Annotated in this window: 27 protein-coding genes; 19 read left to right on the forward strand and 8 right to left on the reverse strand. The window is 35.0% G+C overall.

The window, feature by feature from the left end; all coding sequences use genetic code 11:
* The first annotated feature begins 13 nt into the window (after window positions 1-13).
* From QWY91_RS05200 to QWY91_RS05225, 6 genes are all read left to right on the forward strand, one after another.
* The gene (locus QWY91_RS05200; RefSeq protein WP_290232301.1) at window positions 14-985 is read left to right on the forward strand and encodes an NAD(P)-dependent oxidoreductase; all 972 of its coding nucleotides are present in this window, start codon (window positions 14-16) and stop codon (window positions 983-985) included.
* Between the two features lie 75 nt (window positions 986-1060).
* Window positions 1061-1672, forward strand: a complete 612-nt coding sequence (locus tag QWY91_RS05205; RefSeq protein WP_290232303.1) for a DUF937 domain-containing protein — start codon at window positions 1061-1063, stop codon at window positions 1670-1672.
* 25 nt (window positions 1673-1697) lie between these two features.
* Window positions 1698-2123, forward strand: a complete 426-nt coding sequence (locus QWY91_RS05210; RefSeq protein WP_290232305.1) for a DUF6146 family protein — start codon at window positions 1698-1700, stop codon at window positions 2121-2123.
* A 45-nt stretch (window positions 2124-2168) separates the two neighbouring features.
* Window positions 2169-2468, forward strand: a complete 300-nt coding sequence (locus QWY91_RS05215; protein WP_290232307.1) for a DUF6787 family protein — start codon at window positions 2169-2171, stop codon at window positions 2466-2468.
* Between the two features lie 3 nt (window positions 2469-2471).
* Window positions 2472-2792, forward strand: a complete 321-nt coding sequence (locus QWY91_RS05220) for a hypothetical protein (RefSeq protein ID WP_290232309.1) — start codon at window positions 2472-2474, stop codon at window positions 2790-2792.
* A 71-nt stretch (window positions 2793-2863) separates the two neighbouring features.
* Entirely contained in the window at window positions 2864-5167 is a 2304-nt protein-coding gene (locus QWY91_RS05225; protein WP_290232311.1) for a TonB-dependent receptor, read from the forward strand.
* 84 nt (window positions 5168-5251) lie between these two features.
* Here the strand turns inward: QWY91_RS05225 and QWY91_RS05230 are convergent, their stop codons facing one another.
* Window positions 5252-5551: a hypothetical protein gene (locus tag QWY91_RS05230; RefSeq protein WP_290232313.1), complete on the reverse strand. Its 300-nt coding sequence runs from the start codon at window positions 5549-5551 to the stop codon at window positions 5252-5254.
* Between the two features lie 74 nt (window positions 5552-5625).
* The gene (gene msrA, locus QWY91_RS05235; protein ID WP_290232315.1) at window positions 5626-6165 is read right to left on the reverse strand and encodes a peptide-methionine (S)-S-oxide reductase MsrA; all 540 of its coding nucleotides are present in this window, start codon (window positions 6163-6165) and stop codon (window positions 5626-5628) included.
* A gap of 178 nt (window positions 6166-6343) precedes the next feature.
* On the opposite strand from msrA, the gene QWY91_RS05240 reads away from it, so the two are divergent.
* The 9 genes from QWY91_RS05240 (at window position 6344) to QWY91_RS05280 (ending at window position 16958) form a co-directional block, all read left to right on the forward strand.
* Window positions 6344-7003, forward strand: a complete 660-nt coding sequence (locus QWY91_RS05240; RefSeq protein WP_290232317.1) for an ABC transporter ATP-binding protein — start codon at window positions 6344-6346, stop codon at window positions 7001-7003.
* Between the two features lie 48 nt (window positions 7004-7051).
* On the forward strand, window positions 7052-7816 hold the full coding sequence (locus QWY91_RS05245) for a TIGR02757 family protein (protein ID WP_290232319.1): 765 nt from the start codon (window positions 7052-7054) through the stop codon (window positions 7814-7816).
* 96 nt (window positions 7817-7912) lie between these two features.
* Window positions 7913-9133, forward strand: a complete 1221-nt coding sequence (locus tag QWY91_RS05250) for a sensor histidine kinase (protein ID WP_290232321.1) — start codon at window positions 7913-7915, stop codon at window positions 9131-9133.
* Between the two features lie 148 nt (window positions 9134-9281).
* Window positions 9282-11207 (forward strand): BatA domain-containing protein, encoded by a 1926-nt coding sequence (locus tag QWY91_RS05255; protein WP_290232322.1) that lies wholly within the window; start codon window positions 9282-9284, stop codon window positions 11205-11207.
* Window positions 11204-12463: a dihydroorotase gene (locus QWY91_RS05260; RefSeq protein ID WP_290232325.1), complete on the forward strand. Its 1260-nt coding sequence runs from the start codon at window positions 11204-11206 to the stop codon at window positions 12461-12463. The genes QWY91_RS05255 and QWY91_RS05260 overlap by 4 nt, the downstream gene beginning before the upstream one ends.
* Before the next feature lie 4 nt (window positions 12464-12467).
* Entirely contained in the window at window positions 12468-12806 is a 339-nt protein-coding gene (locus QWY91_RS05265; protein ID WP_290232328.1) for a magnetosome magnetite crystal formation protein family, read from the forward strand.
* A complete protein-coding gene (locus QWY91_RS05270; RefSeq protein WP_290232329.1) occupies window positions 12806-13465 on the forward strand; it encodes an alpha/beta hydrolase in 660 nt (219 codons plus the stop codon). The genes QWY91_RS05265 and QWY91_RS05270 overlap by 1 nt, the downstream gene beginning before the upstream one ends.
* A 204-nt stretch (window positions 13466-13669) precedes the next feature.
* A complete protein-coding gene (gene pta, locus QWY91_RS05275) occupies window positions 13670-15763 on the forward strand; it encodes a phosphate acetyltransferase (RefSeq protein WP_290232331.1) in 2094 nt (697 codons plus the stop codon).
* A 1-nt stretch (window position 15764) separates the two neighbouring features.
* Window positions 15765-16958: an acetate/propionate family kinase gene (locus tag QWY91_RS05280; RefSeq protein WP_290232333.1), complete on the forward strand. Its 1194-nt coding sequence runs from the start codon at window positions 15765-15767 to the stop codon at window positions 16956-16958.
* A 199-nt stretch (window positions 16959-17157) separates the two neighbouring features.
* Here QWY91_RS05280 and QWY91_RS05285 read toward each other — a convergent pair whose 3' ends face one another.
* The 3 genes from QWY91_RS05285 to QWY91_RS05295 form a co-directional block, all read right to left on the reverse strand.
* A complete protein-coding gene (locus QWY91_RS05285; RefSeq protein ID WP_290232335.1) occupies window positions 17158-17676 on the reverse strand; it encodes a DUF6624 domain-containing protein in 519 nt (172 codons plus the stop codon).
* A 64-nt stretch (window positions 17677-17740) separates the two neighbouring features.
* The gene (locus tag QWY91_RS05290) at window positions 17741-18241 is read right to left on the reverse strand and encodes a hypothetical protein (protein ID WP_290232337.1); all 501 of its coding nucleotides are present in this window, start codon (window positions 18239-18241) and stop codon (window positions 17741-17743) included.
* On the reverse strand, window positions 18231-19001 hold the full coding sequence (locus tag QWY91_RS05295) for an MBL fold metallo-hydrolase (protein WP_290232340.1): 771 nt from the start codon (window positions 18999-19001) through the stop codon (window positions 18231-18233). Before QWY91_RS05295 ends, QWY91_RS05290 begins: the two co-directional genes overlap by 11 nt.
* A 101-nt stretch (window positions 19002-19102) precedes the next feature.
* On the opposite strand from QWY91_RS05295, the gene QWY91_RS05300 reads away from it, so the two are divergent.
* From QWY91_RS05300 to QWY91_RS05310, 3 genes are all read left to right on the forward strand, one after another.
* Entirely contained in the window at window positions 19103-20560 is a 1458-nt protein-coding gene (locus QWY91_RS05300; protein WP_290232342.1) for a TonB-dependent receptor, read from the forward strand.
* A 262-nt stretch (window positions 20561-20822) separates the two neighbouring features.
* Window positions 20823-23147, forward strand: a complete 2325-nt coding sequence (locus QWY91_RS05305) for a TonB-dependent receptor (RefSeq protein ID WP_290232344.1) — start codon at window positions 20823-20825, stop codon at window positions 23145-23147.
* A 54-nt stretch (window positions 23148-23201) separates the two neighbouring features.
* Entirely contained in the window at window positions 23202-23918 is a 717-nt protein-coding gene (locus tag QWY91_RS05310) for a DUF4198 domain-containing protein (protein ID WP_290232346.1), read from the forward strand.
* A gap of 67 nt (window positions 23919-23985) precedes the next feature.
* Here the strand turns inward: QWY91_RS05310 and murA are convergent, their stop codons facing one another.
* The 3 genes from murA to QWY91_RS05325 form a co-directional block, all read right to left on the reverse strand.
* Window positions 23986-25299, reverse strand: coding sequence for a UDP-N-acetylglucosamine 1-carboxyvinyltransferase (gene murA, locus QWY91_RS05315; protein WP_290232348.1), 1314 nt, complete (start codon window positions 25297-25299; stop codon window positions 23986-23988).
* A gap of 16 nt (window positions 25300-25315) precedes the next feature.
* Window positions 25316-25960, reverse strand: coding sequence for a DUF4290 domain-containing protein (locus tag QWY91_RS05320; protein WP_290232350.1), 645 nt, complete (start codon window positions 25958-25960; stop codon window positions 25316-25318).
* Between the two features lie 114 nt (window positions 25961-26074).
* On the reverse strand, window positions 26075-26368 hold the full coding sequence (locus QWY91_RS05325; RefSeq protein WP_290232352.1) for a DUF493 family protein: 294 nt from the start codon (window positions 26366-26368) through the stop codon (window positions 26075-26077).
* 85 nt (window positions 26369-26453) lie between these two features.
* Between QWY91_RS05325 and QWY91_RS05330 the strand changes: the two genes are divergently transcribed.
* Window positions 26454-26993: an AAA family ATPase gene (locus QWY91_RS05330; protein ID WP_290232353.1), complete on the forward strand. Its 540-nt coding sequence runs from the start codon at window positions 26454-26456 to the stop codon at window positions 26991-26993.
* The last annotated feature ends 1 nt before the right edge of the window (window position 26994 follow it).

Here is a 26994-nt window from a genome sequence, read left to right on the forward strand (position 1 = left end):
ATTAAATCAATCCATGAATATTTTAGTTACCGATGGGCTTGCACAAGCCGCAGTTTCTCAATTAACTGAAGCCGGCTTTAATGTATTATCGGTCAAAGTAGCCCAAGCTCAACTAAAAGAATATATTAACGCTAAAAACATTGAAGGGATCATTTCTCGATCTACTTATATCGAGAATGAGATTGTAGATGAGTGCCCGCAACTTAAATTTATTGCGGTTATTGGTGATCATAAAATCCTAGATTCTGTAGCGCGTACCGAAAAGAATGGAATACAGATGATCACAGCTTCAGCATCAGCTAGTAGATCTGTAGCCGAACTTGTTTTTGCTCATTTATTAGGCGGAAGTCGTTACCTGCATCATGCCAATAGAACGATGCCATTAGAAGGTGATATGAGTTTTAAAGACTTAAGAAATTTCTATGCCGGCGGAATCGAACTAAAAGACAAAACTTTAGGAATTATTGGTCTAGGAAAAGTAGGTCACGAAGTGGCTAAAATCGCTTTAGGTTTTGGAATGAAGGTAATTGCTACAGATCCTAATGTAGCTGAATCTAATGTTCAATTAGAAATTCAGGAACAAACCGTAAATATTAAGCTTGAAACTGTTTCTCTGGAAGAAGTACTAAAAAATTCAGATGTTGTTAGTGTAAGTGTTTCAACTCAGAAAACAGCATTATTAGGAGCTAAAGAAATTGCTATGATGAAGCCTGAAGCAGGAATCATTAATATTTCTAACGGAAAAGCAATTGATGAAGAAGCCTTAATAGCAGCTTTAGAGGAAGCCAAACTAAAATTTGCTGGCTTAGATACATTTGAGAACGAACCTACGCCAGCCATCAAGCTTTTAATGAACGAGCGAATTTCGCTTACGCCACATATTGGTAGTCTTACTGGAGTTGCGACAGAAAATGCCGGAGAACAGATTGCAAAAGATATCATCTCAAAATTTCATGGAAAATCGGGTATGGATTTTTTCAAATAATATTTTCAAGATTATAATAATGCTTTAACATCCAAGCTAAATTTTATTGATTACATTCAGTAAAAATGAATAGTTATGGCCTCGATATTAGATGTTTTAAATACAAATCTTGGAAAAGATATTATAAAAAAAGCTTCAACTGAAACCGGAGAATCTTCAGAAAAAGTTTCTTCGGTTTTTAGTATGGTTTTGCCCATCATTCTGGGTAATTTCAAAAACAAAATTCAGGAAGGCAGTATCGATAGTCTCTATGAATTATTAAAAGTAGCTCCAGATCCTTATAAATTTTTAAAGAAAATTTCAGATCAGGAACCAAAAGAAATTTTAGAGTACGGCGAAGATTATAGTGAAATAATTTTAGGAGAAAACCTTTCGATTATTTCAGAAACTATAGGGGTGTCTTTAGATATCATTCCAACTGCTGTACAGCAAATTACTAAGATTGCTATTCCGGTGATCGTTGCAATACTAAGCATACAAAAGAAAGAAGAGCATTTGAGGGACACCGATATAGAATCTCTAATAGATAGCGCGCTAGGTTCTACATCAGAATATAATAACTCTTTTCTAAAAACTATTTTAGACCAGCAGGATGATCCAAATATTATAAATGAAACTTCTGGAATGGTGCTGGGAAAGCAAAATAATGAAGAAGGTGTTTTAAAAGGATATACAGGTGGTAAATAAATATCTTTTTAACTAAATTGCCCTAATGAAAAATTTACTTTATTTAGTTTTATTGGTGCTGTTCGTATACGGCTGTGGTTTAACCAAGAATAATGGTAGAAGCGGTAGAAACGCCAATGCAAAAAACGATACCGTTCGAATTGCAAATGATAGCCTGGAATATGAAATTATAATAATTGAACCTGGCTTCAATTTGTTTATAAACAGTATTGCACGCCCTGAAGGTTATTATTCTCAAAATTACTTAGAAAATAAAAACCGCATTTTAGTAACAGATTATAATAATCGCGTGCTCCAACCGATGCGTTATAACGATAATCTTTACGTGCAGCAAATTAATTACGATCCTCAGATCGATTATGGATACGAAGTAAATTATCTTCTATACTACTATTTTGTTTATTTAAGCCGGCAATATAACCAGAGGTTTAGCGTCCCGACTCGCATTTAAGTGGTGAACTCTTCATAACTTCATTGGTTTTCATATCTTTGCAACATGGAGAAATTAAAAGAACGCTGGGGATTAACTTCTAACCGCCAGCTTATTGTAATCTTTATAGTTTTTGCAATTACCGGATCTACGGCTGCAAAATTAGCTACACCGGTTACAGCTTTTCTAGGCATTACTTCAGAGCATGGATGGTATATTTACTGGCCTGCAAGAATCTTGCTGATATTCCCTATTTATCAGGTTTTGCTGGTAGCAATTGGATGGATTTTTGGCCAATTTGAGTTTTTCTGGGCCTTCGAAAAGAAAATGCTAAGCAGATTTGGACTTGGTAAATTTTTTAAATAATAGATGATCAAAACCCTTAAAAATATCCTCATAGTTTTTGCGGCGTTTATTATCGTATTCCCGGCAATTGCTAATTGCGCACATATTTTTAGCGGTCATCATCACGGTCTTTGTGATAATTATGCGAAACAACACATCCATCAGTCAGATTTAGATTGTGATCTTGCTAAATTTCATCAGAGTCCTTCTTTTAATTTCGGTGTTTTTACATTCGAACCTGTTATAGTTCATTCACAGGTTAAACATATTTTTAGTTTTTACGATTTTTTAAGTGATTACCAAAAACTCTCTTTTGAGCTTCGAGGCCCTCCTAGCCTATCTTGATTAAAGATCTCAATTTTTCGATATTCTTAGATCGGAATTAAATTTTTCGTAATTCATTTAAATAAAATACAATGAGAACAGTGCTCATTACCTTGCTGTTTATAGCAATTGCTCCTATTATATACGCTCAAAATCAATTTAGCGGTCACATAACGAATCAAGAAACCGGAGAACCTGTTTTTAGTGCTACCGTTTACTTTCCAAGATTAGAAAAAGGTACTACTACAGATATTGATGGTAATTTCATAATTAAAAATTTACCTTCAGGAGATTGCAAATTAGTGGTTTCTTCGATTGGTTTTACTTCGTATTCTCAAGAAGTAACGATCCCTTCAACTAACTTTGAGCTTGTTTTAAATCCTTCCGCAGTAGAAATGGAAGAAGTTATTGTATCGACGCCTTTTCACCAGTTACAAAGTGAAAATGTGATGCGAGTAGAGCGCGAAAGTGTTTCTGAGCTTAACAAAAAAGGTGCAGTAACCCTTGCTGATGGAATTTCTCAAATAGCCGGAGTAGAAAACTTAAGCACCGGTGTCGGTATTGGGAAACCTGTAATTAGAGGATTAAGCTCTAATCGTGTGCTTACGTATACTCAGGGTGTTCGTATGGAAAATCAGCAGTTTGGTGGTGAACATGGTTTGGGAATTAGCTCTAAAGGTATAGGTAGTGTAGAAGTAATTAAAGGCCCTGCTTCTCTTCTCTACGGAAGTGATGCGCTGGGCGGTGTTCTTTATCTGAATCCTGAACAATATGCTTCGGTTGGAGAAACAAATGCTGAAGTAAATGGCGATTACTTCAGTAATACTTTGGGCTATCAGGCCAGTGCCATGGCAAAAACTTCCGGAGAAAAACTAAAGTTTATCGCTCGTGGGAGTTTAGCAGAACATTCAGATTACAAAGCTGGAAATGGTGATCGAGTTACTAATACGAGATTCAACGAAAAAGATCTAAAAACAGGAATTGCTTATCAAAATGAAAAGTTTAAATCTGATCTACGTTACAATTTTAATCGTAGCGAGCTAGGAATTCCTGAAGAAATTGGCGAACAAACGACATCGAAAACTCTTGTGTTGCCATACCAACAAATAGATAACCATATTCTAAGTTTAGACAATAAAATTTATTTTGCAAACTCTAGTATTGATGCAAAATTTGGTTATCAATTTAATAATCGAAAAGAATTTGAAGATCACCACGAGCATGGCGAAGAACATGAAGATCATGCTGAAGAGGAACACGATCACGAAGGTGAGCACGAAGAGCATGATCATCACGATGAGGAAGGCGAAACATTAGATCCTGCTTTAGATATGGAGTTGGAAACCTTCAATTATAATATTAAATATAATCTGCCTAAACTCGGTAATTTTGAAACCATTGCCGGCATACAGGGAATGTGGCAGGAAAATAGAAATACGGGAGAAGAAGTTTTAATCCCTAATGCTGAAACGGTAGACTTTGGAATATTCGCTACAACGCATTTTCACTTAACAAAGTGGGATTTTCAGGCTGGTTTAAGATATGATACCAGAAATATCGATAGCGAAGTGTATGGTGATTTAGATGATGCTGAATACATTCAGGCCATCGATCGTGACTTTAATAGTTTTAATGGTGCCTTTGGTGCGAAGTATCAGTTTAATAAACATTTAAATGCACGCCTAAATTTAGCAAGCGGATTTAGAGCTCCTAATTTAGCTGAACTTACCAGCAATGGTTCGCATCACGGCGCAAATCGTTATGAGGTTGGAAACGCTAATCTGGATAACGAACAAAACTTTCAGATAGATTTTTCTCTTGAATGGAGAAATGAGCATTTTGAAGCTTTTGCTAATGCCTTTCACAACACCATCAACAATTACATCTATCTAAGCCCAACAGGCGAAACAATGAATGAAAATCCCGTGTATGATTATGTACAGGATGATGCTGAATTATATGGTGGTGAAGCAGGTATTCACATCCACCCGCATCCATGGGATTGGTTACATATAGAAAGCAGTTTTGAAACCGTAACCGGTAAAAGAAGTGATGATGCTTATTTGCCGCTAATACCGGCTAACAGCATTACCAATACGTTTAGAGTAGAATTTAATGAAGGTGAGATTATCAAAAATAAGTATGCTTTTATTCGCTTAAAGAATGTTTTCGATAAAGAGAACACCAGCGCTTTTGAAACTAGAACTGGAGGTTATTCTTTATTAGGAGCAGGAATTGGCGGCCGAGTACAATTAGAAAAATCTGAAGTGCAGATCTCTATCAACGGAAACAACCTTCTGGATAAATCATACATTGCGCATCTTTCCCGACTTAAAACCGATGGGATTGCCAATATTGGAAGAAATATTATGGTTTCAGTTCAGTGGTTTTTATAATCCTAAACTTTAGAATTACATTATAACAAAAAAGCCTGTTTGAGAATTCAAACAGGCTTTTTTGTTATTTAATATTTGATAATATTACCAGCTTTCAACTTCGATGGTACGTACTTGACCAACAGTGTCTTTTTTATACACGTAAGTATATAAATACATTAACGTGAAAGTCGGAACGATATCAGTAAATGGGAGAATCTCTTCTATAAAAACAATAGCCGAAGCTAATTTTCCTTTTTTACCGGGATACATTTCTCTCATTTTTCGAGCAGCATAGGGTGCCCACAAAATATCCAAAAAAGGACCAATTAAAGGAACTCCCATAGTAAGCATACCAATACCATCTAGCAATAGTCCTTTAAAAAACAATTTATCTTTTAGCATCTTCTTTTTGTATTGATTCAGTTAATTAAATCAAATAAAGTGCCAGTTTTCAGGTACTTACTAATATTTTATAATTATTGCTTTAGTTTTTCTGCAAAAAGAGCATTCAGTTTCTTAATTTTAGGATCGATAATATATTGGCAATAAGGTTGTTCTCGATTCTGATTATAAAAGTCATAATGTTCGGCTTCCGCTTCATAAAATGCTGATGCTTCTGTAACTTCAGTAACTATAGGATCTTGAAAAACTTCCTGATTTTCTAATTCAGCAATTACCTGCTCTGCTATTCGCTTTTGTGCTTCTGAGTGATAAAAAATAGCACTACGATATTGCGTTCCTTTATCGTTTTGTTGGCGATTTAAAGTTGTGGGATCGTGAGTAGAAAAGAAGATTAATAATAATTCCTGAAAACTTATAATCTCAGGATCAAATGTAAACTGAATACCTTCAGCATGTCCCGTTCTTCCCGTCACAACTTCACGATATGGAGGATTTTTAATGAATCCGCCGGTAAATCCAGATTTCACATCACTCACACCTTCCAGACGCTGAAAAACAGCTTCGGTACACCAAAAACATCCTGCAGCCAACGTGGCTAACTCTTCATTTTTCATAAATAGCAAATATTTATCTCAAATGTAAGATTTACAATAGCAAAGGCATAGCCCGTTCACGTTATTTTAATAAAAATTAAAGGATAGCTACCGCTTCGTATTTCAGCAAATAATTAAAAGATTTTATACTTGGGGGTCGCGATTAAATTGGCTAATTTTCGAGCTGTTTATAGAAGTTATGATCACAATTAAAAATATCCATAAGTATTACGGCGATTTACACGTTTTAAAAGGTGTTGATCTTCATATCGCGAAAAGCGAAATTGTTTCTGTAGTTGGTGCCTCGGGTGCCGGGAAAACAACCTTACTTCAGATTTTGGGAACATTAGATTTACCTGAAAAAAATAAGGAATCTAAACTTATAATCAACGAAACTGATATTTATGGTCTAAATGCTAAAAGCCTGGCGAAATTCAGGAATGATCATATTGGTTTTATATTCCAGTTTCATCAATTATTACCGGAATTTACTGCGTTAGAAAACATCTGCATTCCGGCGTACATCAAAAACACTCCAAAAGCTGAAGCCGAAAAAAGAGCGATGGAGCTTTTAGGCTTTTTAGGACTAAAAAATAGAGCAAAGCATAAACCCTCAACATTAAGTGGAGGAGAACAACAACGAATTGCGGTAGCGCGAGCATTAATGAATAACCCCGCAGTTATTTTTGCTGATGAACCGTCTGGTAATTTGGATAGTGAGTCTGCTGAAAATCTTCACAAACTCTTTTTTAAACTACGAGATGAATTTGGACAAACTTTCGTAATTGTAACACACAACGAAGAGCTTGCCGATATGGCCGATCGAAAATTGACGATGGTTGATGGTGAAATTGTGTAATCTTCTAAGTAATTTTCGACTAAGCATCGCCTCTAAAAGTTTATATTTTTGAAGAAAAGCGAACTAAAAGAATTTCTAGATTTTAAAGTTAATCAATATAACACTCCAGATTTTATAGGTACAGATCCTATTCAAATTCCGCATCAATTCAGTAAAAAAGAAGATATCGAAATTGCAGGTTTTTTGGCTGCAACTATCGCTTGGGGAAATCGAAAAAGTATTCTGAAAAATGCGAATGATCTTATGGAGCGCATGGAGCGATCGCCACATGATTTTATTCTGAATTTTAGCGATAATAATTTAGAAACCATGGAAGGTTTTGTACATCGAACCTTCAATAGTATCGATCTTAGCTATTTTATGTGGTCCCTTCAAAATATTTATAAGAATCACGGCGGTCTGGAAAAAATTTTCAGTACTCATGCCACTGCAATCTCGCTTCAGCCAGCAATACATGAGTTTAAAAAGATTTTTTTTGAACTTCCGCATCAAAAAAGAACACAAAAACACGTTAGCGATCCGCTAAAAAATTCCGCAGCTAAACGTATAAACATGTTTTTACGTTGGATGGTAAGAAATGATAATTGTGGAGTCGATTTTGGTATTTGGGAGTCGATTTCTTCTTCACAACTCTCCTGCCCGCTCGATGTGCATTCTGGCAATATTGCAAGAAAATTAAAATTGCTGAAAAGAAAGCAAAACGATGCTAAAGCTTTAGCTGAATTAGATACCGCACTTCGTAAACTAGATCATCAAGATCCGGTAAAATATGATTTTGCATTATTTGGACTTGGAGCCTTCGAAAAATATTGATGGCCCTATTTAATTGATTTCTATTTAAATTTGTTAAATTTGTCTTAACGTTTTTACGTTATTTCCGTTTTTCAATCAGAAAATTGCGAAAATTCCATGATCCAACCCGCTACACCTCTTAATGAAAAGGAACGTTTAAGTTCCCTAAATTCCATAGAGCTTCTTAAAGGAGTTTCTGAAGAAGAGTTCGATAACATCACGCAGCTTGCGTCCTACATCTGCAAAACACCAATCTCGCTAATTACTTTAGTTGAAACCGAAAAAAATTGGTACAAATCTAATCATGGCGGCCCTTCGATTGCTGAATCTGAAAGGAGACTTTCCCACTGCGCTCATGCTATTCTTGAACCTGATGATCTAATGGAAGTCGAGGATTTACGAGAAGATTTGCGATTTAAAGATAATCCCTTCACTTCTAACCCAGAATCGCCTATTCTTTATTACGCAGGTATGCCTTTACTTGATAATAATGGTTTTGCATTAGGAACCTTATGTGTGCTAGATACTAAGATTAATAAATTAAATGAAGATCAAAAAAGCGCTTTAAAAGCTTTAGCGAAGCAAGTAGAGAAATTATTCGAATTGCGACGTAAAAATCTATATCTAGAAAAGATTAAGCAAGAATTAGACGATCACAACTCTTTATTAAAAGATTTTGCCGGAGTAGTCTCTCACGACATGAAAATGCCTTTGGCCAATATGATTATCACAGCAGACTTGATTAAAGCTCGATACAAAGATCATGTTGATGAAAAGGGGCAAGAACATCTTTCTAATTTAAAAAAGTCGGCTTTAAAGCTTAGCGATTATATTAACGGAATACTGAATCACTACGAGAGTGATCGCATTGCATCTTCTGATCTTGTAGAATTTGATTTCCATCATCTTTTAGAAGATATTATCGATTTAATGAATATTAATGATAAATGTGAAATCAATTTTCCATCAGATAATATGATGCTGAATTGTAATCGATCTGCCTTAGAACAGATTTTTATCAACCTGATAAACAATAGCATTAAGTATAATAACAAAGAGAAAATTGTTATTGATATTGAAAGTTTTAAGGATGAAAATTTTTATCACTTCACAGTAAAAGATAACGGAATTGGCATTCCTGAAGATCAGCTATCTAATATTTTTCAGTTATTCAAAACACTTTATATTACCGATAGGCAGGGTAATCAAGGAAACGGTATTGGGCTTTCTACCGTAAAAAAATTAGTGAATTCACTTGGTGGAAAAATTAGTGTTCAATCAGTTTTAGGAGAAAGCACATGTTTTGATTTCAGTATAAAAAAATCGCTTTCTCTTTAAAAATTGAGCAGATCAATTGATATAGAAAGCACACTGCCTATTTACTTTAAATTTTCCCGAAAGCTACCAGATTGGTTACATTTAATCTCGATTATCGAGTTTGCCTGCCACACAATTTCTTTATATTTGAGAAATCTTTAAATCCGGTATGCAGTTTAAATATCCAGAAGTTCTATATGCGCTTATTTTACTGGTTATTCCATTTATCGTTCATTTATTTAAATTTCGCCGATTTCAAAAAGAAGCTTTTACCAACGTCAAGTTTCTAAAAAAAGTAGTTCAGGAAAATCGAAAAAGTAATCAGCTTAAAAAGTGGCTGATTCTTACAGCCAGAACGCTGGCGCTTGGTGCATTGATTTTAGCTTTTGCACAGCCCTTTTTTCCTTCGGGAAAAACCGCTAAGCAAACCACTTCTACCCTATTCTATCTAGACAATTCGTTTAGCATGCAATTGCGCGGCGAACACGGGCCAATGTTAGCCTATAATATTCAGCAATTCTTAGAAAATGCTGAAGATGATACTTCTTTTGGCTTATTCACCAACACAAATGACTTCGGAATAATTTCTCCCAAAGAAAATCTGGCAGAAATACAGAATATTGATTACAGCTCAAATTCGCTTAATTTCGATATCATTAATTTAAAAGCGCAACAGTTTTTCAAAAACCATCCAGCCGAGCTACAGCGATTGGTTTTGGTATCTGATTTTCAGCAAAATTTAGGCAAATTAGATAAGCTCGATAATGTAGAATATCATTTTGTAAAAAATGAACCTCAGGAAATTAAAAATATCAGCATCGATTCGGCTTTTGTGATTGATAAAAACCTGAATCATATTAATTTAAAAGCAACATTTAGTAATACTGAAAAATTAGATCGAGATATTGCTATAACCCTGAAAAATGGAGAACAGATATTAGCTAAAAAGAGCATTAATTTTAAAGAAGATAAGAAGCAAGAAATAGAATTTAGATTGCAGGCTGAAGAAATCGAAAACGGTGTAATCACTATTGAAGATAATGGTTTGTATTATGATAACGAGCTGTTTTTTAGTTCTTCGGAATCTCCAAAAATCAAAGTTATAAGTGTTTCAGATCAAGATTCCGACTTTTTGAACCGAATTTTTACTGAAGATCAATTTGAATATACCAACTTCACTGAAGAAGAAGTCGATTACAGTGTATTTAGCAATGCCGATGTTATTATTTTGAATGAAGTGAAGCAATTAAATACCGCTTTGCAGAATCAGTTAATTGAAGGATCTAAAAAAGGCGTAACAATTTGTATAATCCCACCTTCTGAACTTTCTATTGAAAATTACAATCAGCTTTTATCGAATCTTAATTTACCGCTACTTCAGCAAAAACAAAATCGAGAGTTATTAATTACAGATATTGCTTTTCAGCATCCGATATTTGATAATACATTCGAGAAAGAAATTGATAATTTTCAGTATCCCCAAGTTCAAACTTCTTACAACTTCACTTCAATAGCAACTGCGGCTTTAAGCTTTCAGAATAACGATGCATTTTTGCTAAATTCAGGTCAAAATTATATGTTTTCCGCAGCAATTAATCAGCAGAATTCTAATTTTCAGAATTCACCTTTAATCGTTCCGGTGTTTTATAATATGGGAATTTCAGCAATAAAAATACCAGATTTATATTTCGAGGTTGGGCAGGAAAATTCGTTCGATGTAAATATTTCAGGAAATGCCGATCAGGTTGTAGAGATTCAGCAAAATTCTGGCGATAGTTTTATTCCGCTTCAGCAAAACACTTCAGATAAAATAACAGTAACAACATCAAATCTTCCAGAAACGGCAGGAAACTTTATGGTAGCCTATCAAGATGAAAAGATTTTACCTATAAGTTACAATTATCCAAGACAAGAAAGTAAACTTAATTATCTGGATATAAATGAGTTTGTAAATATCGAAAAACAACCGAATCTAAATACCTATTTTGAAACGGTAAAAGCAGCGCAACAAATCGATGTGCTTTGGAAATGGTTTGTTATTTTTGCACTAATCTTTTTAACCATAGAGATGCTCCTCTTAAAATTCTTTAAATGAAGCTACTTATAAAATCAGCCACAATCGTAGATAAACAAAGCGATTATCATTTAAAACAAGCCGATATTCTTATTCAGGACGGCATCATTAAAAAAATCGGAAATGCTATTGAAGTTGAAGCCGATAAAGAAATAAATATTAAAGGTTTACATGTTTCGCAAGGTTGGCTGGATACCAGCGTAAGTTTTGGAGAACCAGGTTACGAAGAGCGTGAAACTATAGAAAATGGATTAAGAACTGCGGCTTTTAGCGGTTTTACCGATGTTGTTTTAAATGCGCAATCGAAGCCAACCATCGACAATAGTTCGACGATTTATTCAGTTAAAGCAAAAGCGCAGGGAAACGCCGTCAACTTACTGCCAACCGGGACATTAACAGTTGCATCTAAAGGTGTAGATCTAGCCGAGCTTTACGATATGGGAAATGCCGGAGCGGTTAGCTTTGGAGATTATAAAAAGCCCGTTAGCAATCCTAATTTGCTCAAAATTGCATTGCAGTACGCACAGAATTTTGGCGGATTGGTACAATCCTTTCCGTTAGAAAAACGTATTGCCGGTAAGGGAATTGTAAACGAGCATCATAACAGCACGCTTTTAGGATTAAAAGGAATTCCTAATCTTGCAGAAGACTTACAAATTGCACGAGATTTGTATTTGTTAGAATATACTGGTGGCAAATTGCACATTCCTACAATTTCTACAGAAAAATCGGTTGCCTTAATTAAAGAGGCTAAAAAGAAAGGTTTAGACATAACATGCAGCGTTGCCATCCATAACTTAGTACTTACCGACGATTTGCTCAGTGAGTTTGATACTCGCGCCAAAGTAATGCCGCCGCTTAGAACTAAAAAAGATACTAAAGCGCTTATTAAAGCTTTAAAAGATGGTGTTATCGATTTTGTTACCAGCGATCACGATCCTATAGATATTGAAAATAAGAAAGTAGAATTCGATAATGCCAACTACGGAAGCATTGGTTTAGAAAGTGCTTTTGGTGCTTTACAAACTATTTTTTCTACGGAAGAAACTGTAGCGATCTTAACGCGTGACAAAGAACGCTTTAAAGCTGAAATTTCGACTTTAGCAGAACAAAAATTAGCTAAATTAAGTTTCTTTTTACCTGAAGAAAAATACACTTTTGAAAAATCTGATATTCTTTCTATTTCTCAAAATAGTATATTTCTAGGCCAACAATTAAAAGGAAAAGCGATCGGAATTTTCAATAACAATCAATTAATTATTTCCGAAGAATTTTAAAAGAATGAATCAGAATACCCAAAATACCCCTACAAATGGTAAAACTGCTGCGATAACGGCCTACATTACAATATTTGGCCTTGTACTTGCCATTTTTTTCAATATGGAAAACAAACATAAATTTGCTAGCTTCCATATACGGCAAGCTCTAGGCACACATATACTATTTTATGTTTTGGGCGCTATTGCATCTATATTCACTAACTTTTTTATACCTACCGCATTTTATTTGGTTTATGTTGTTTTAGCGATCTACGGACTAATAGCGGCCATACAGGGTGAGTTTAGGTTAATTCCGTATATCGGTGAGTATTTTCAAAAATGGTTTAAATCAATTACGTAATGCAAACAGCACAACTTTCTTTAGAACACGTTATAAAGCAACCCAAAGGTCAAACCGAAAAAGCTCCAGTAGTTTTTATGTTTCACGGCTACGGAAGCAACGAGCAAGACCTTTTCAGTTTTGCCGGCGAATTACCGGAAGAGTTTTTTGTGATCTCGGTAAAAGCTCCCTACCCAATGCAGCCTAGTGGCAACGCGTGGTATACTATTTATTTTGACGATGCAAACGGCAAATTTAGTGATGATGAGCAGGCTATAAAATCTAGAGATTTGATAGCTAATTTTATAGATGAAGCCATAGACGCTTATCCTATAGATAAAAAGAAAGTCAGCATTTTAGGATTTAGCCAAGGCAGTATTTTAAGTTATGCTGTGGCACTCTCCTATCCCGAAAAAATCAAAAATATAATTGCGCTAAGTGGTTATGTAAATAAAGACATTATTAAAAATGGCTTTGAAAATAACGATTTTGAACATTTAGATTTTTACTGCTCCCACGGAAGCGTAGATCAGGTTATTCCTATCGAATGGGCTAGAAAAACAAAGCCGTTTTTAGATGAATTAAATATCAAAAACACCTATTCTGAATTTCCCGTAGGTCATGGTGTAGCGCCACAAAACTTCTTTGAACTTAAGGAGTGGTTGGAGAAGAGAACATAGCTTATTTATCGATTTTGATCTTTTTATTTAAAGTTATTTTAACTTTTTAATATGACATTTGTTAGGTTTCATGCTTCAAATTACTGGTAAATTTGTAACACTTTCAGAAGAAAAAGAAAGTGATTGAAACTAATTTAACTGTTATATATCCCAACAAAATTTGGGAAATAGCATCAAATCTCATTAAGAGAAAAAATAAGCACTATGAATAAAGGTATCTACATTGCTACCATGGAAGAAGACAGTGGAAAGTCTTTAATTTCCCTGGGACTAATGCAAACGCTTTTAGGTAAAACAGATAAAGTAGGATATTTTAGACCTATTATTGACGATTTTCCCGACGGTCAAAAAGATAATCATATCGAAACGGTTTTATCGCAATTCGATATAGAAATTCCTTACGAAGAAGCCTACGGAGTAACCCGAAAAGAACTGGTTGATAAAAGAAATGACGGTAAAGCAGGCGAGGTAATTGATGTTATTATCCAGAAGTATAAAAAACTGGAAGAAGAATTCAATTTTGTTTTGGTTGAAGGTACCGACTTTTCTGTAAAAGGAAATGTTTTTGAATTCGACACCAATGTAACCATTGCTAAAAACCTGGGCCTTCCTACAATAATTATTTCAAGCGGTAAGGATAAAAGTCAGAAGGAACTCGTTGACGCACTGAATTTTGTTTACAGCTCGTTCACGAATCGTGATGTTAAAGTTATTGGCGTAGTTGCTAATAAAATTCAGGAAGAAAATATTGAAAATGTTAGAACCGATCTCAATAATTTTTTCCCGAAAGAAGTAGAAGTTTCTATCGTACCCATGGTAAAGACTTTGCTCCACCCTACCATCAAAGAGATTGTAGAAGAACTGGAAGGTAAAGTTATATTTGGAGAAACGCATTTAAATAATCAAACCGGGAATTTTGGAGTTGGCGCAATGCAACTGCGTAACTATCTCACCAAACTTAAAGAAAATAGTCTAGTCATTACTCCGGGAGATCGCGCAGATATTATTCTTGGTGCGTTGCAAGCACATATTTCAGCTAATTATCCTCCAATATCAGGAATTATTCTTACCGGCGGACTAATCCCCGAGGATAGTATCTTAAAACTAATCGAAGGACTTTCACAAATCGTTCCTATAGTTTCTGTACAAGGTGGAACTTTTAATGTGACTAACCGTATTGGTAATATCAAGTCCAAAATTTATAAAGACAGTAAACAGAAGATCATGACGTCTCTGGCTGTTTCAGATAAATATTTAAATCTTGATAGTCTTACTGAAAAACTCTTCAATTTTCAGCCAAAAGCGCTTACGCCAAAGATGTTTCAGTATAGTCTTTACAAGCGTGCGCAGCAATCTAGAAAAAGAATCGTGCTTCCTGAAGGTACAGACGAGCGTATTTTAATTGCCACAATGCGTCTTATTGCACTGAATATTGTAGACATTACGCTGTTAGGAAGTATCGATAAAATTAAAAATAAGATCGCCGATCTTGGTCTAAATATCGATTTAAGCAAAATCGATGTGATCGACCCGGTGCATTCAGATAAATACGACGAGTATTCAGAAACTTTTTATGAACTAAGAAAACATAAGAATGTAAATATGGATATGGCTCGAGATATGATGGCCGATGTTTCTTACTACGGAACCATGATGATCCATAAAGGTGATGCCGACGGAATGGTCTCTGGAGCTGCACATACTACCCAACACACCATTAGGCCTGCACTTCAGTTTATTAAAACTAAATCAGGAGTATCAGTAGTTTCTTCAGTATTCTTTATGTGTTTAGAAGATCGAGTTTCAGTATTTGGCGACTGTGCGATTAATCCTAATCCTAATGCCGCAGAACTTGCTGAAATTGCAATTTCTTCCGCAGAAAGTAGTCTCGCATTTGGTATTGAACCTAAAATTGCAATGCTGTCGTATTCTTCAGGAACTTCAGGTAAAGGTGAAGATGTAGACCGCGTTCGTGAAGCTACAGAAATTGTTAGAAATAAACGACCAGATCTTAAGGTGGAAGGTCCAATTCAATACGATGCTGCGGTCGATGCTACAATTGGTAAAAGTAAATTACCAGATTCTGAAGTTGCAGGACAAGCCAGTGTACTTATTTTCCCAGATCTCAATACTGGTAACAACACTTACAAAGCAGTACAGAGAGAAACCGGAGCTTTGGCTATAGGGCCAATGTTACAGGGACTTAATAAACCGGTTAACGATTTAAGTAGAGGGTGTACCGTAGACGACGTTTTTAATACAGTAATTATAACAGCTATCCAGGCACAAGGAATTTAATATGAACATTTTAGTTATAAACTCAGGGAGTTCTTCTATAAAATACCAACTTATAAAAATGCCAGAAGAAACTGTTGCGGCTAGCGGACTGGTAGAGCGCATAGGTTTAGAGGGAGCCTTAATACATTATAATGCAGGTGAAACCAAACTTAGTAAAGAAGTAGAAATCCCAGATCACGAAACCGGACTAAAAAGAATTACTGCTTTTTTGATGGATAGTGACGTTGGTGTAATAGAGGATGAAAATCATATTCAGATTGTTGGACATCGTGTGGTTCACGGCGGAAAAAGTTTAACAAAAACAGTTGAAGTTACTGCTGAAGTTAAAGAAGAGATTAGAAATGTATTTCCGTTGGCTCCTTTACATAATCCTCATAATTTAAGAGGAATTGAAGTAGCTGAAAAAGTTTTTGCAAATGCGAAACAAGTAGTCGTTTTTGATACTGCCTTTTTCCATACTATGCCGCAAAAAGCATATCAATATGCTATTCCTAAAAAGTTTATGGAAGAAAATGCGGTACGATCTTATGGTTTTCATGGAACCAGCCATAAATATGTTTCTGAAAAAGCAATTGCATATTTGAATGAAAAAGGCCTTCCTTCAGAAAAAATAATCACAGTACATCTTGGTAATGGATGCAGCATTAGTGCTATTAAAGATGGAATTGCTATCGATCATTCTTTGGGAATGGGACCGGCAAACGGACTTATAATGGGAACTCGTGCTGGTGATATCGATCAATCTGTAATCTTTTATTTAATCGATAAGCTTGGTTACACTCCGCAACAAGTAAATGATATTTTGCTGAAAGAAAGCGGAATGTTAGGACTTACCGGTTATAGCGATATGCGCGATATTGAAGAGAAATCGGCTGAAGGTAATGAAACCTGTCGATTAGCGCTTTACATGAACGGGTATCGCATTAAAAAATATATTGGTTCTTATATCGCTGCTTTAAATGGCGTTGATGCCGTTGTATTTACAGCCGGAATTGGTGAAAATAGCAGTGTTATTAGAAAGATTGCTTTAGAAGATATGGAATATCTAGGGCTTCATCTGGATCATCGAAAAAATGATGTTCGCGGAAAAACAATTCGTCCTATAAATTCGCCTGAAGCAGAGAAACAAATTTTAATCGTTCCTACTAACGAAGAGTTGGAAATTGCTAAGCAATCATATAATTTGATTAAATAAATTAGTTATCTCTAAAACAAAAAAAGCTTAGATTTTAAATAATCTGGGCTTTTTTTATATAATTTGAAATTGAAGAATTACTTCTTGCCAGTTAGCGCTTTCACTTTCGGTAATTGTTCGTAATATTTTTCAAGACTCCATTTCATTTGAAATCCTTGCAGAAGGTAAGTTTGCATATCAGGTAGACCTACTTCTGCTCTTATGCTATCAACTTTTTCAGGATTTTGTATGGCCGAACATATTTTCTACCAGTGGTATTATCGATCCAAACCTGACTTCCGTAAATTTGCTTTCCTCCTCCTCTAAGTGCCACTCTGTCTTTTAATAATGCAAGATTTGAAGGTAAAGTTTGCCCATTTTTAACCGCAGATTCGATAATAGGAAGATACATTTTTTGTGTCTCTAAATCGGCGTGCTGAATGACTAAAAATAAGGTACGATTTTGCTGAAGATTAAGGTTTTTTGGCCATCCATTTTGTAAAATTTCATCCACTTTTTTTTGATTGATCGAATCCTGAATTTTCATTTCAGAAATAAGATCTTTGAATTCTGAAGTTTTAGTTTTCCCTTCCTGTTGAAGTTTCACTAACTTCATCCTTATTCCCTGATCTGTGTTCCAAATAGAATCTAATTGTGCCAAAATTTGTTCATTTTGGCCAAAAACAGCATGAAATATAAATAAAAGCGGCACTAAAATTACTGATGATAATCTTTGCATGATTTATGTCTTTCTATAAAGACGAATCAGGTAAAGATTTGTTAATCGTAATTAGGTATAAAAATTATTCGGCAGGATATAGAAAAGAGTTTAGTGGCTCAAATTCAACGCTTCCATCGTCACTAATAAAATACTTCAATAAAACTTCTCCCCAATGTTCTCCATCGGTGAATTCAGCGATTACCCATTTGTGATTAAGCAATTTGATTTTATTGATACGCATAGGATCTTTCATGCCTTCAAAAGGAACCATCTCGTTATCCTCTTCCGCTTTATTCATATCAATTAAAGCATCCTGAACTTTCTGCTCTACTTCAGCCGCTTGAAATCCATTATTTTCAAAATAGGTGATTGCGGGCTCATTTCTTTTCAGACTAAAATCATAAAAACCTTCAGGTGCATTAGTTTCTGTATTTTCCTCTTCAGCTTCTAACTTATCTAATTTCTTTTGGAGACTTACGATTCTGCTTGTTTGATCGTCCAAAATTTTCTTGTCGTTCACATAAATAAATATCGCAAACAGCGCAGCGAATATGAATAAATATAGTAGGATCTTATTTTTCATCAATCGTTATTTTCAAATTATCATAAGCTAAATGTACATTTTCGGGTAAAGATTGCTCTACCTCTTCGTGAAAACCAAGCAAATGACTTATATGCGTTAAATATGCCTTTTTGGGTTGAATTTTTTCGATAAACTCTAGTGCTTCAGCTAAATTGAAATGCGAATGATGAGGCTCTACACGTAATGCACTAACAACGACTACATCAAGATTATTCAGTTTTTCGGCTTCTTTTTCAGAAATAGATTTTATATCGGTTAAATACGCAAACTTTTCCATTCGATAACCGTAGACCTGTAATCGATTATGTAAATAGCTTACCGGAATAATTTCTTTTCCACCGATCTCAAAACTATCATTAGTAACGATATGCTGCTTAACGCCAGGTGCTCCCGGATATTTATTTTCAGTAACAAAAATGTAGTCAAATCGCTTTTTTAAAGCATCTAAAACACGATTATGTGCGTAAATTGGAATATCGCCCTGTCTAAAGAAAAACGGGCGTATATCGTCTAAACCAGCAACATGATCATTATGCTCGTGAGTAAAAAGGATGGCATCCAACTTTTTGAAATTATTTGCCAGCATCTGCATTCTAAAATCGGGGCCGCAATCTATAAGTATATTTAGATCGTTCCACTCGACCATAATCGAAACCCTTAAGCGTTTATCCTTAGGATTTTCGCTTAAACAAACGGGATGATTACTTCCAATAATTGGGATTCCTTGTGATGTGCCTGTGCCTAGAAATGTAACTTTCAAGAATGTTATATTTCTGACAAAGTTAATTAATATTTTTTGTTTACCTTGGTGTTTTAGTACCTTTGACAGCGTAAAAAAGGAATTCATCTAAAAGGAAAAATATGCCAATCACCATAATGGGCGACAAGGAATTTGAGAATGTTCCTTCTATAAAAAGTAAAGCGCTACGCATCAATCTAAACGAAAATATTTATGGTACCTTCTCTGAAATTGGCGCAGGACAGGAAACTGTAAGAAATTTTTTTAGAGCCGGTGGTGCATCGGGTACGATTGCCAAAGCGATGAGTGCTTACGATAAGGATTTTAGTGATGCTATTTATGGCGTTGAAGATGACAGAAGATACGTTACTGAAGCCCGACTTAAAAAAATGCTTTCTCACGAGATTAAATTAATCGAAGAAAGAATTTCTAGAGAGAAACACCCCAATAAACTTTTCTTTAGCTACGCCAATACGGTGGCTACAATCGATTTTGCAAAAAAATATAAAGGTCATGGTTGGGTTGGAATTCGTTACCAGGTAAGTCCAGAGGAAGATTATAATGAAATTAGTCTTCACCTTCGATTTAAAGAAAACGATGCCCGCCATCAACAAAATACTTTAGGAATTTTAGGTGTCAATCTTATTTACGGCGCTTATTATAAGTTCGATAACCCTAAAAAATTACTTCGCTATTTATACGATCACATCGACAAAGATCAATTAGAAATTGATACCATTAACTTTTCTGGACCAAGATTCGATAAAGTTGATAATCGATTGATGAGCTTACAGTTGGTTAAAAACGGAATGACCGATGCGGTAATGTTTAGCCCGAACGGAAATAATGTTTTACCAGCAAAAATTCTTTACAAGAAAAATATCCTTGCCCTTCGCGGTAGTTTTAGACCTGTAACTAAGGTAAACATGGATATGTTTGAAAAATCCAGAGAATTATTCTTTAGTGAAAATAGAGTTTCTGAAGAAGATACCGAGGTGATTTTTGAAATTACACTATCCAATCTAAGAGCTGAAGGTGAGATCGATGAAAGAGATTTTATGGATCGCGCAGAGCTTCTTTGCTCTTTGGGACAAACAGTAATGATCTCTAATTTTCAGGAATATTATAAGGTGGTAGAATACTTTAGCAAATACTCGAAAATGAGAATGGGTCTTGCTATGGGAGTAAATAACCTAATCGATGTTTTTGATGAAAAATACTATCGCCATTTAAGCGGTGGAATTCTGGAAGCTTTTGGTAAATTATTTTTTAAAGATTTAAAAGTTTATCTATATCCACTGAAAGATTCTGAAACTGGTGAAATTACCACGAGTGAAAATTTAATGGTGCACCCAAGAATGAAAGAATTGTACAAATTCTTTAAGTATAATGGTCGTGTAGAAGATATAGAAAATTATAATCCAGAAATTCTTGATATTTACTCTAGAGAAGTGTTACAAATGATAACCGATGGTAAAGAAGGCTGGGAAGATATGCTACCTGAAAAAACGACTAGCATGATTAAAGAACAAAACTTATTTCATTACAAAGAAAATAAAGAGAAGGCTGAAAAAGTCTAATACTCTTTAAATCATATTCATAAAAAAGCGATCAGAAATTCTGATCGCTTTTTTTTAGAGTTTATCTCAAAAGATGTATTACTTAAAATTTTTCACTTTCTATTAGTGAGATTCAATATACTGTAATTCAACATTATATCTCCGAATAAATTTCATTTTCAAAATATTATATAGAATCATTAAAAATAAGCCACACTTTTTTGTGATTCTTAGCGCTCCTTTTATACATTTGTTTTATTATTTATAATTAATCTAAATAAAAATGAAAAAAACACTACTTTTACTTCTTCTTATTCTAAGTAGATTCTACGTCAGTTATTCTCAAAATAAGGATGTAGAACTAAGCGGGTATGTTTTTGATGAACAGCAAAACCCCATTAGCAACGCCAACGTATATTTAAAGAATTCTACCTACGGCACCTATACCAATCAAGATGGTTCTTTTAAACTTGATAACATCAAAAAAGGGGAATACACGATTATAATTTCTGAAATTGGCTTTATAAAAAAAGAATTGAAGATCAATATTCAATCCAATGAAAACATCGAAATCAAGCTTCAAAAAGAAATTAATTCGCTGTCTGATGTTTTGATTTCAGGAGAAAAAGAAACTTCATACACCACTCGCAAAGTCTCACCTTCCCTAAAACTAAACGAAGAAATCATTAATATTCCTCAGAATATCCAGATCATTACCAATGATGTATTAAAAGATCAAGCCACAATTTCTATCATGGAAAATGTTACCCGAAACGTAAGTGGCGCGCAAATGATCGAACATTGGGGAAATTTTGCAAGAATCAATATGCGTGGGTTTAGAATTCCGCCTTTTCGAAATGGAATGAACGTTCTTTCCACCTGGGGCCCAATGGCTGAAGATCTTGCTTTAGTAGATCGGATTGAAGTGGTTAAAGGGCCATCTGCCTTTATGCTTTCTAGCGGTGAGCCTGGCGGACTTTATAACGTAGTTACCAAAAAACCAACAGGAAACCCTGGCGGCGAAATTGGTATTCTTACCGGTAGTTACAGTACATTGCGTGCTACTGCAGATATCGAAGGCAATTTATCTGAAGATAAAAAACTACAATATCGATTTGTAGGTGCCGCGTCAACTAAAGAAGCTCATAGAGATTACGAGCCAGAAAATCGTTACACGATCGCACCGAGTATAAAATATAACTTTAACGATAAAACATCAATAACTGCACAGTATACTTATCAATATTACAAAACAAAACTTATAGGATCTGCCTATGTTTTTGCTCCTAACGAATATGCCGATGTGGATCGAGATTTCACGTTATCTGATCCAAGACTTGGGCCTGCGGTTATGAAAGAGCATTACGGCTTTATCAATTTTGAACATCAGTTAAATCAGCATTGGAATTTAACCGCACAGCTTAGTTATATCAATTATGAGCACGAAGGCTCCAGTCTTTGGTTAGACAGTTCATTTGGAGTTAAGGATAATGGTGATTTATTAAGAAGTATTAGTATATGGGATGCTAAAGAAGAACAAAAACTGGGACAGGTATTTATTAATGGTAAAGAATTAACTGGTGATATTTCCCATACGATCTTAGGCGGTTTAGACTACGGAAATAAAAACTATATCGCAGATTGGGCACAAAGCGTCAATTTAGATACACAGGATAATCCATTTAATATCTATGATCCTCAGCCTGCAGCTATATTGCCAGAATTTGATAGAAGTACGGAACTACAACAACGCGCCAGTGGAATTATAACTTCCAATTATCTGTCTTATTATATTCAGGATCAAGTAGGCTTTTTAGATGATGATCTTCGCGTGACACTTGCAGGAAGATACACCGAATTTGAAAGCAGTGCTTACGGTGTACCTTCAAATGATAAAGTATTTACACCTCGTGTTGCAGTTTCCTTTTCGATCTTAGATAATTTAATTGCTTACGGAATGTACGACCAAACTTTCTTGCCAGAACAGGGAACCAATAGAATTGGTGAACCCTTTGATCCTGTAACTGCTGAAGATATCGAAGGAGGCTTAAAATTTGAATTCTTCAACGGTAATTGGAATGCTACCGCTACTTATTTTGATATTCATAAAGATAAATTTCTGGTTGCAGATCCTGAAGATGCCAACTATTCAGTGCAGGTCGATACCGATATTACTTCTCGTGGTTTCGAGTTTGATACCCGCGGTGAAATTACCAAAGGCTTAAATCTTATTCTAAACTATGCCTATACAAACGTAGAAGATGCCGATGGAAACCCAATTGCCGGATTTTCTAAACACATCACTAATGGATGGTTAGATTATAAGTTTCAGACGCAAAATTTAAAAGGAGTGGGTCTTTCACTAGGTTACCAGTATTTAATAGATCGTTCTTCTTGGGTTTGGGGAGCCAATGGACAGACAGATCTTCCAGATTATTTTAGAATGGACGGTGCTTTAAGTTGGGAAAATGATAACTTCCGCGTGTCAGTTAACCTAAATAATCTCCTAAACGAATATTTATACTCTGGTGCAGATTATGGTACATACGTCTACTGGCAAAGTGAACCGGGCAGAAACTTTAGATTAAGCCTTAACTATAAATTTTAAATCTTATTATTAAATTCAAAAATCTAATAACAAACACTATAAATCTATCATTCAATGAAAAAACTAAGCCTAATTTTTCTATTCTTACTTTGCTACAGCACATCATTTGCTCATTATTTATGGATAGAAACAAATCCCAGCGGTAAACTTAATCAAGAGCAAAATGTAAAAATTCACTACGGCGAGTATACTTATGGTGTTATTGAAAAAACCGACGGAGAAGCCTTTAAAAGTGTTGCTAAATTTGAAGTTTGGGTAATTCATCCCGATGGAACTTCCACTAAGCTGAATTTAGATAAAAAAGAAGATTATTATTCTGGTAGCTTCACTCCTACTACAAATGGTGTTTACACTGTTCAGCTAAAGAATGATAATATTGATGTTGTAGATTATTCTGAATATGACTTCGGAATTTTTAAAACCTATTACCAATCTTTTGCAAAAGTTAAGGTAGGAAAAACCGATGCGGCTTCAACTATTACTGAACATGGACTAAGCATTAAAGAGCTTCCGCATAAAAATGAAGAAAAAATACTTCAGGTAAACTACAAAGGTCAGCCTTTAAAAGAACAGGAAGTGAAAATTTATATTTCAGATCTATGGTCTAAAACACTAACTACAGATGCTGAAGGTGAAATTTCTTTTAAACTTCCTTGGAATACAACCTATACGGTAGAAACTACCAAAAATGAAGAAGTTCCGGGAACTTACAATGGGGAAGATTACGAATTTATCTGGCATTGTGCTACCTATTGTTTTCCGAAGAAATAATTTTAAATAAAAAAGCCTCGAAAATGATTTTCGAGGCTTTTTTATTACTTTATATATTTTCCGACAATTATTCTATACGTTCTATTTTAGCACCTATACTTTTTAATCGAGCTTCAATATCTTCGTAACCTCTATCGATTTGTTCGATATTATGGATCGTAGATGTTCCTTTTGCAGAAAGTGCCGCAATTAATAAGGAAATTCCCGCTCTAATATCTGGCGATGTCATTGTAGTCGCTTTTAATGTTGACTGGAAATCATGGCCAATAACTGTAGCTCGATGCGGATCGCAAAGGATAATTTTCGCGCCCATATCGATAAGCTTATCTACGAAGAAAAGTCTGCTTTCAAACATTTTCTGGTGTATAAGCACACTGCCTTTAGCCTGCGTAGCAACTACTAAAATGATACTCAGCAAATCGGGTGTAAAACCAGGCCAGGGTGCATCACTAATATTCATTATAGAGCCATCTATAAAGCTTTGTACCTCGTAACCCTCAGTATGTGCGGGAATAAAAATATCGTCACCTCGCCGCTCAATTCTAATTCCCAGTTTTTTAAAGGTAGTAGGAATTAAACCTAGCATCTCCCAATTCACGTTGGTAATAGTAATCTCACTTTTCGTCATTGCTGCAAGACCAATCCAAGATCCTATTTCTACCATATCTGGTAAAATAGTATGCTCGCAACCTCCTAATTCTTTTACTCCTTCAATAATTAATAAGTTGGATCCTACGCCACTAATGTTAGCTCCCATAGAATTCAACATCTTACACAGCTGTTGTAGATAAGGTTCACAAGCAGCATTGTAAATTGTCGTAGTTCCTTCTGCCATTACAGCAGCCATCACGATATTAGCAGTACCGGTTACCGATGCTTCTTCTAAAAGCATGTACTTTCCTTTAAGTCCGTTAGGAGCTTCCACTCCATAAAAACGATCTTCTTTATTGTATCGAAAAGTAGCTCCAAGATTTATAAAACCTTCAAAATGCGTATCTAAACGACGTCGACCAATTTTATCACCTCCTGGTTTAGGAATATATCCTTTACCAAATCTTCCTAAAAGTGGGCCAACGATCATAATAGAACCTCTTAAGCCACTTCCGTCCTTCTTAAACTGCTCGCTTTGTAAATATTCAAGATCTAATTGATCACTTTTAAAAGAATAGCGACCTTTCCCTAATTTCTGAATCTTAACGCCAAGATTCCCTAATAAGGTTATTAATTTATTGACATCAATAATATCTGGTATATTATTGATAATTACTTCTTCTGAAGTTAATAACACTGCACAAAGAATCTGCAAGGCTTCATTTTTTGCTCCCTGAGGCTGAATTTTCCCCTGAAGCTGATGCCCCCCTTCTATCTGAAAAGTTCCCATTTAATTTGGTTAAATTTTAGTAGCGTTTACGGCTTTTACGACTAGGTCTTTTTGGATTATTGTTGGTTTTGGTGTATTTCTTTTTACCACCACCACGCATAAGATTAGAAGAATCACTTAAATCCTCATCTGAATTCTTCAGATTCAAATCACCATCACTCAACTCTTTCAAATGCTCAAAAATCACATTATCATCTACAGTATCACGATTCCAATTAAGAAAAGATTTCTTCATGTGATTGGCAATCGCTAACACTAATGCATCTTTAAATTCACCATCATCGTATTTTTTTGCCTCATCGATCATCCTCTTAATATTATTTCCGTAGAAACGATATTTAGGGAAATTTTGTGGATAATCTAGAGCATCTGGACGCTCTTCCAATTGTTCACGGCTAGGTTTTGGAAACGGTGATTCTACATCTAATTTAAAATCACTGATAATAAAAAGTTGATCCCAAAGCTTATGTTGAAAATCTGCCACGTCACGAAGATGCGGATTCATATTCCCCATTACCGCGATTATAGAATTAGCCACGCGGTTTCTCTCTTCATCATCCTCAATACTTACGGCGTGCTCTACCATTTTCTGTAGATGTCTTCCGTATTCAGGAATTATCAACGTACTCCTCTCAGAGTTATATTCTAATGCGTTTGTCAAAAAAAATTCGATTTAAATTAGGTAATATTTAATTGCAGAAGTTTATTCTGCCTGCAAAATAAGAAATATTAACCAAGTTGAATAAAAGATAACGGGTTTTTAGCAATAAAAGTGCTATAAGGAAATTACACCTTCTATTTTTTGTCCCACTTCTTTGTATTTGGAAATTACTGCATCTGGATTTTGCATCGTTACGTTTATGGAAACGCTAGTGTAGGTTCCTTTTTTAGACTTTTTGGTAGTAATAACCGCGCCCATATTGTCAAAAATATCCTCAACTCCTTTTATTTTCTCTTCTTTTGAAGGAACAATAAATTTGTACAAATATTCTGAAGGCCATATCGCTGTATCCTGAAGTTGAGTTTTCAGTTTTGCGTAAAATTCGTCAGGATTTTTAGATTCACTCATAATTTTCTATTCAAAAATTTAAGGTAACAAAGATACAAGCTTTATACCATTTTTATAATTAAAATCAAATGTCGAAATTTGCGAAGTGAAAGCAAAGAAAATTGTAATAACCGGCGGACCAGGAACGGGAAAATCTTCGATTATTTTCGAACTGGAAAAAAGAGGCTACACTTGCCTGCACGAAATTTCGAGACAGGTAACCTTAGAAGCTCAAAAAGAGGGAATAGATCAATTATTCCTGGAGCAACCTCTGCTCTTTAGTGAAAAACTCCTAGAAGGTAGAGATGCGCAATATCGCGAAGCAGAAGCTTCTGAGCAAGATCTTATTTTTATAGATCGTGGCGTGCATGACGTGGTGGCATATATGGATTATTTTAATACCAAATATGACGAACCTTTTATTTCTACTTGTAAACAAAGGAAATATGAGCAGGTGTTTATGTTACCTCCTTGGGAAGAAATTTATAAAAGCGATAACGAACGCTATGAAAGTTTCGAGGAAGCCGAGAAAATATCTCAGTTTTTATCGAATACTTACATTAACTACGGTTATAAGCCATTAGTAGTTCCTACCGGAACGGTAAAAGAACGAGCTGATTTTATTTTAAAACATATCGAGCGCTAAT

It is taken from the genome of Zunongwangia endophytica (assembly GCF_030409505.1).
GTDB classification, from domain to species: Bacteria; Bacteroidota; Bacteroidia; order Flavobacteriales; family Flavobacteriaceae; genus Zunongwangia; species Zunongwangia endophytica.

Coding starts and splice junctions, on each gene's coding strand:
- QWY91_RS05200 (WP_290232301.1), top strand. CDS start 14: ATGAATATTTTAGTTACCGATGGGCTTGCACAAGCCGCAGTTTCTCAA.
- QWY91_RS05205 (WP_290232303.1), top strand. CDS start 1,061: ATGGCCTCGATATTAGATGTTTTAAATACAAATCTTGGAAAAGATATT.
- QWY91_RS05210 (WP_290232305.1), top strand. CDS start 1,698: ATGAAAAATTTACTTTATTTAGTTTTATTGGTGCTGTTCGTATACGGC.
- QWY91_RS05215 (WP_290232307.1), top strand. CDS start 2,169: ATGGAGAAATTAAAAGAACGCTGGGGATTAACTTCTAACCGCCAGCTT.
- QWY91_RS05220 (WP_290232309.1), top strand. CDS start 2,472: ATGATCAAAACCCTTAAAAATATCCTCATAGTTTTTGCGGCGTTTATT.
- QWY91_RS05225 (WP_290232311.1), top strand. CDS start 2,864: ATGAGAACAGTGCTCATTACCTTGCTGTTTATAGCAATTGCTCCTATT.
- QWY91_RS05230 (WP_290232313.1), bottom strand. CDS start 5,551: ATGCTAAAAGATAAATTGTTTTTTAAAGGACTATTGCTAGATGGTATT.
- msrA (WP_290232315.1), bottom strand. CDS start 6,165: ATGAAAAATGAAGAGTTAGCCACGTTGGCTGCAGGATGTTTTTGGTGT.
- QWY91_RS05240 (WP_290232317.1), top strand. CDS start 6,344: ATGATCACAATTAAAAATATCCATAAGTATTACGGCGATTTACACGTT.
- QWY91_RS05250 (WP_290232321.1), top strand. CDS start 7,913: ATGATCCAACCCGCTACACCTCTTAATGAAAAGGAACGTTTAAGTTCC.
- QWY91_RS05255 (WP_290232322.1), top strand. CDS start 9,282: ATGCAGTTTAAATATCCAGAAGTTCTATATGCGCTTATTTTACTGGTT.
- QWY91_RS05260 (WP_290232325.1), top strand. CDS start 11,204: ATGAAGCTACTTATAAAATCAGCCACAATCGTAGATAAACAAAGCGAT.
- QWY91_RS05265 (WP_290232328.1), top strand. CDS start 12,468: ATGAATCAGAATACCCAAAATACCCCTACAAATGGTAAAACTGCTGCG.
- QWY91_RS05270 (WP_290232329.1), top strand. CDS start 12,806: ATGCAAACAGCACAACTTTCTTTAGAACACGTTATAAAGCAACCCAAA.
- pta (WP_290232331.1), top strand. CDS start 13,670: ATGAATAAAGGTATCTACATTGCTACCATGGAAGAAGACAGTGGAAAG.
- QWY91_RS05280 (WP_290232333.1), top strand. CDS start 15,765: ATGAACATTTTAGTTATAAACTCAGGGAGTTCTTCTATAAAATACCAA.
- QWY91_RS05285 (WP_290232335.1), bottom strand. CDS start 17,676: ATGCAAAGATTATCATCAGTAATTTTAGTGCCGCTTTTATTTATATTT.
- QWY91_RS05290 (WP_290232337.1), bottom strand. CDS start 18,241: ATGAAAAATAAGATCCTACTATATTTATTCATATTCGCTGCGCTGTTT.
- QWY91_RS05300 (WP_290232342.1), top strand. CDS start 19,103: ATGCCAATCACCATAATGGGCGACAAGGAATTTGAGAATGTTCCTTCT.
- QWY91_RS05305 (WP_290232344.1), top strand. CDS start 20,823: ATGAAAAAAACACTACTTTTACTTCTTCTTATTCTAAGTAGATTCTAC.
- QWY91_RS05310 (WP_290232346.1), top strand. CDS start 23,202: ATGAAAAAACTAAGCCTAATTTTTCTATTCTTACTTTGCTACAGCACA.
- murA (WP_290232348.1), bottom strand. CDS start 25,299: ATGGGAACTTTTCAGATAGAAGGGGGGCATCAGCTTCAGGGGAAAATT.
- QWY91_RS05325 (WP_290232352.1), bottom strand. CDS start 26,368: ATGAGTGAATCTAAAAATCCTGACGAATTTTACGCAAAACTGAAAACT.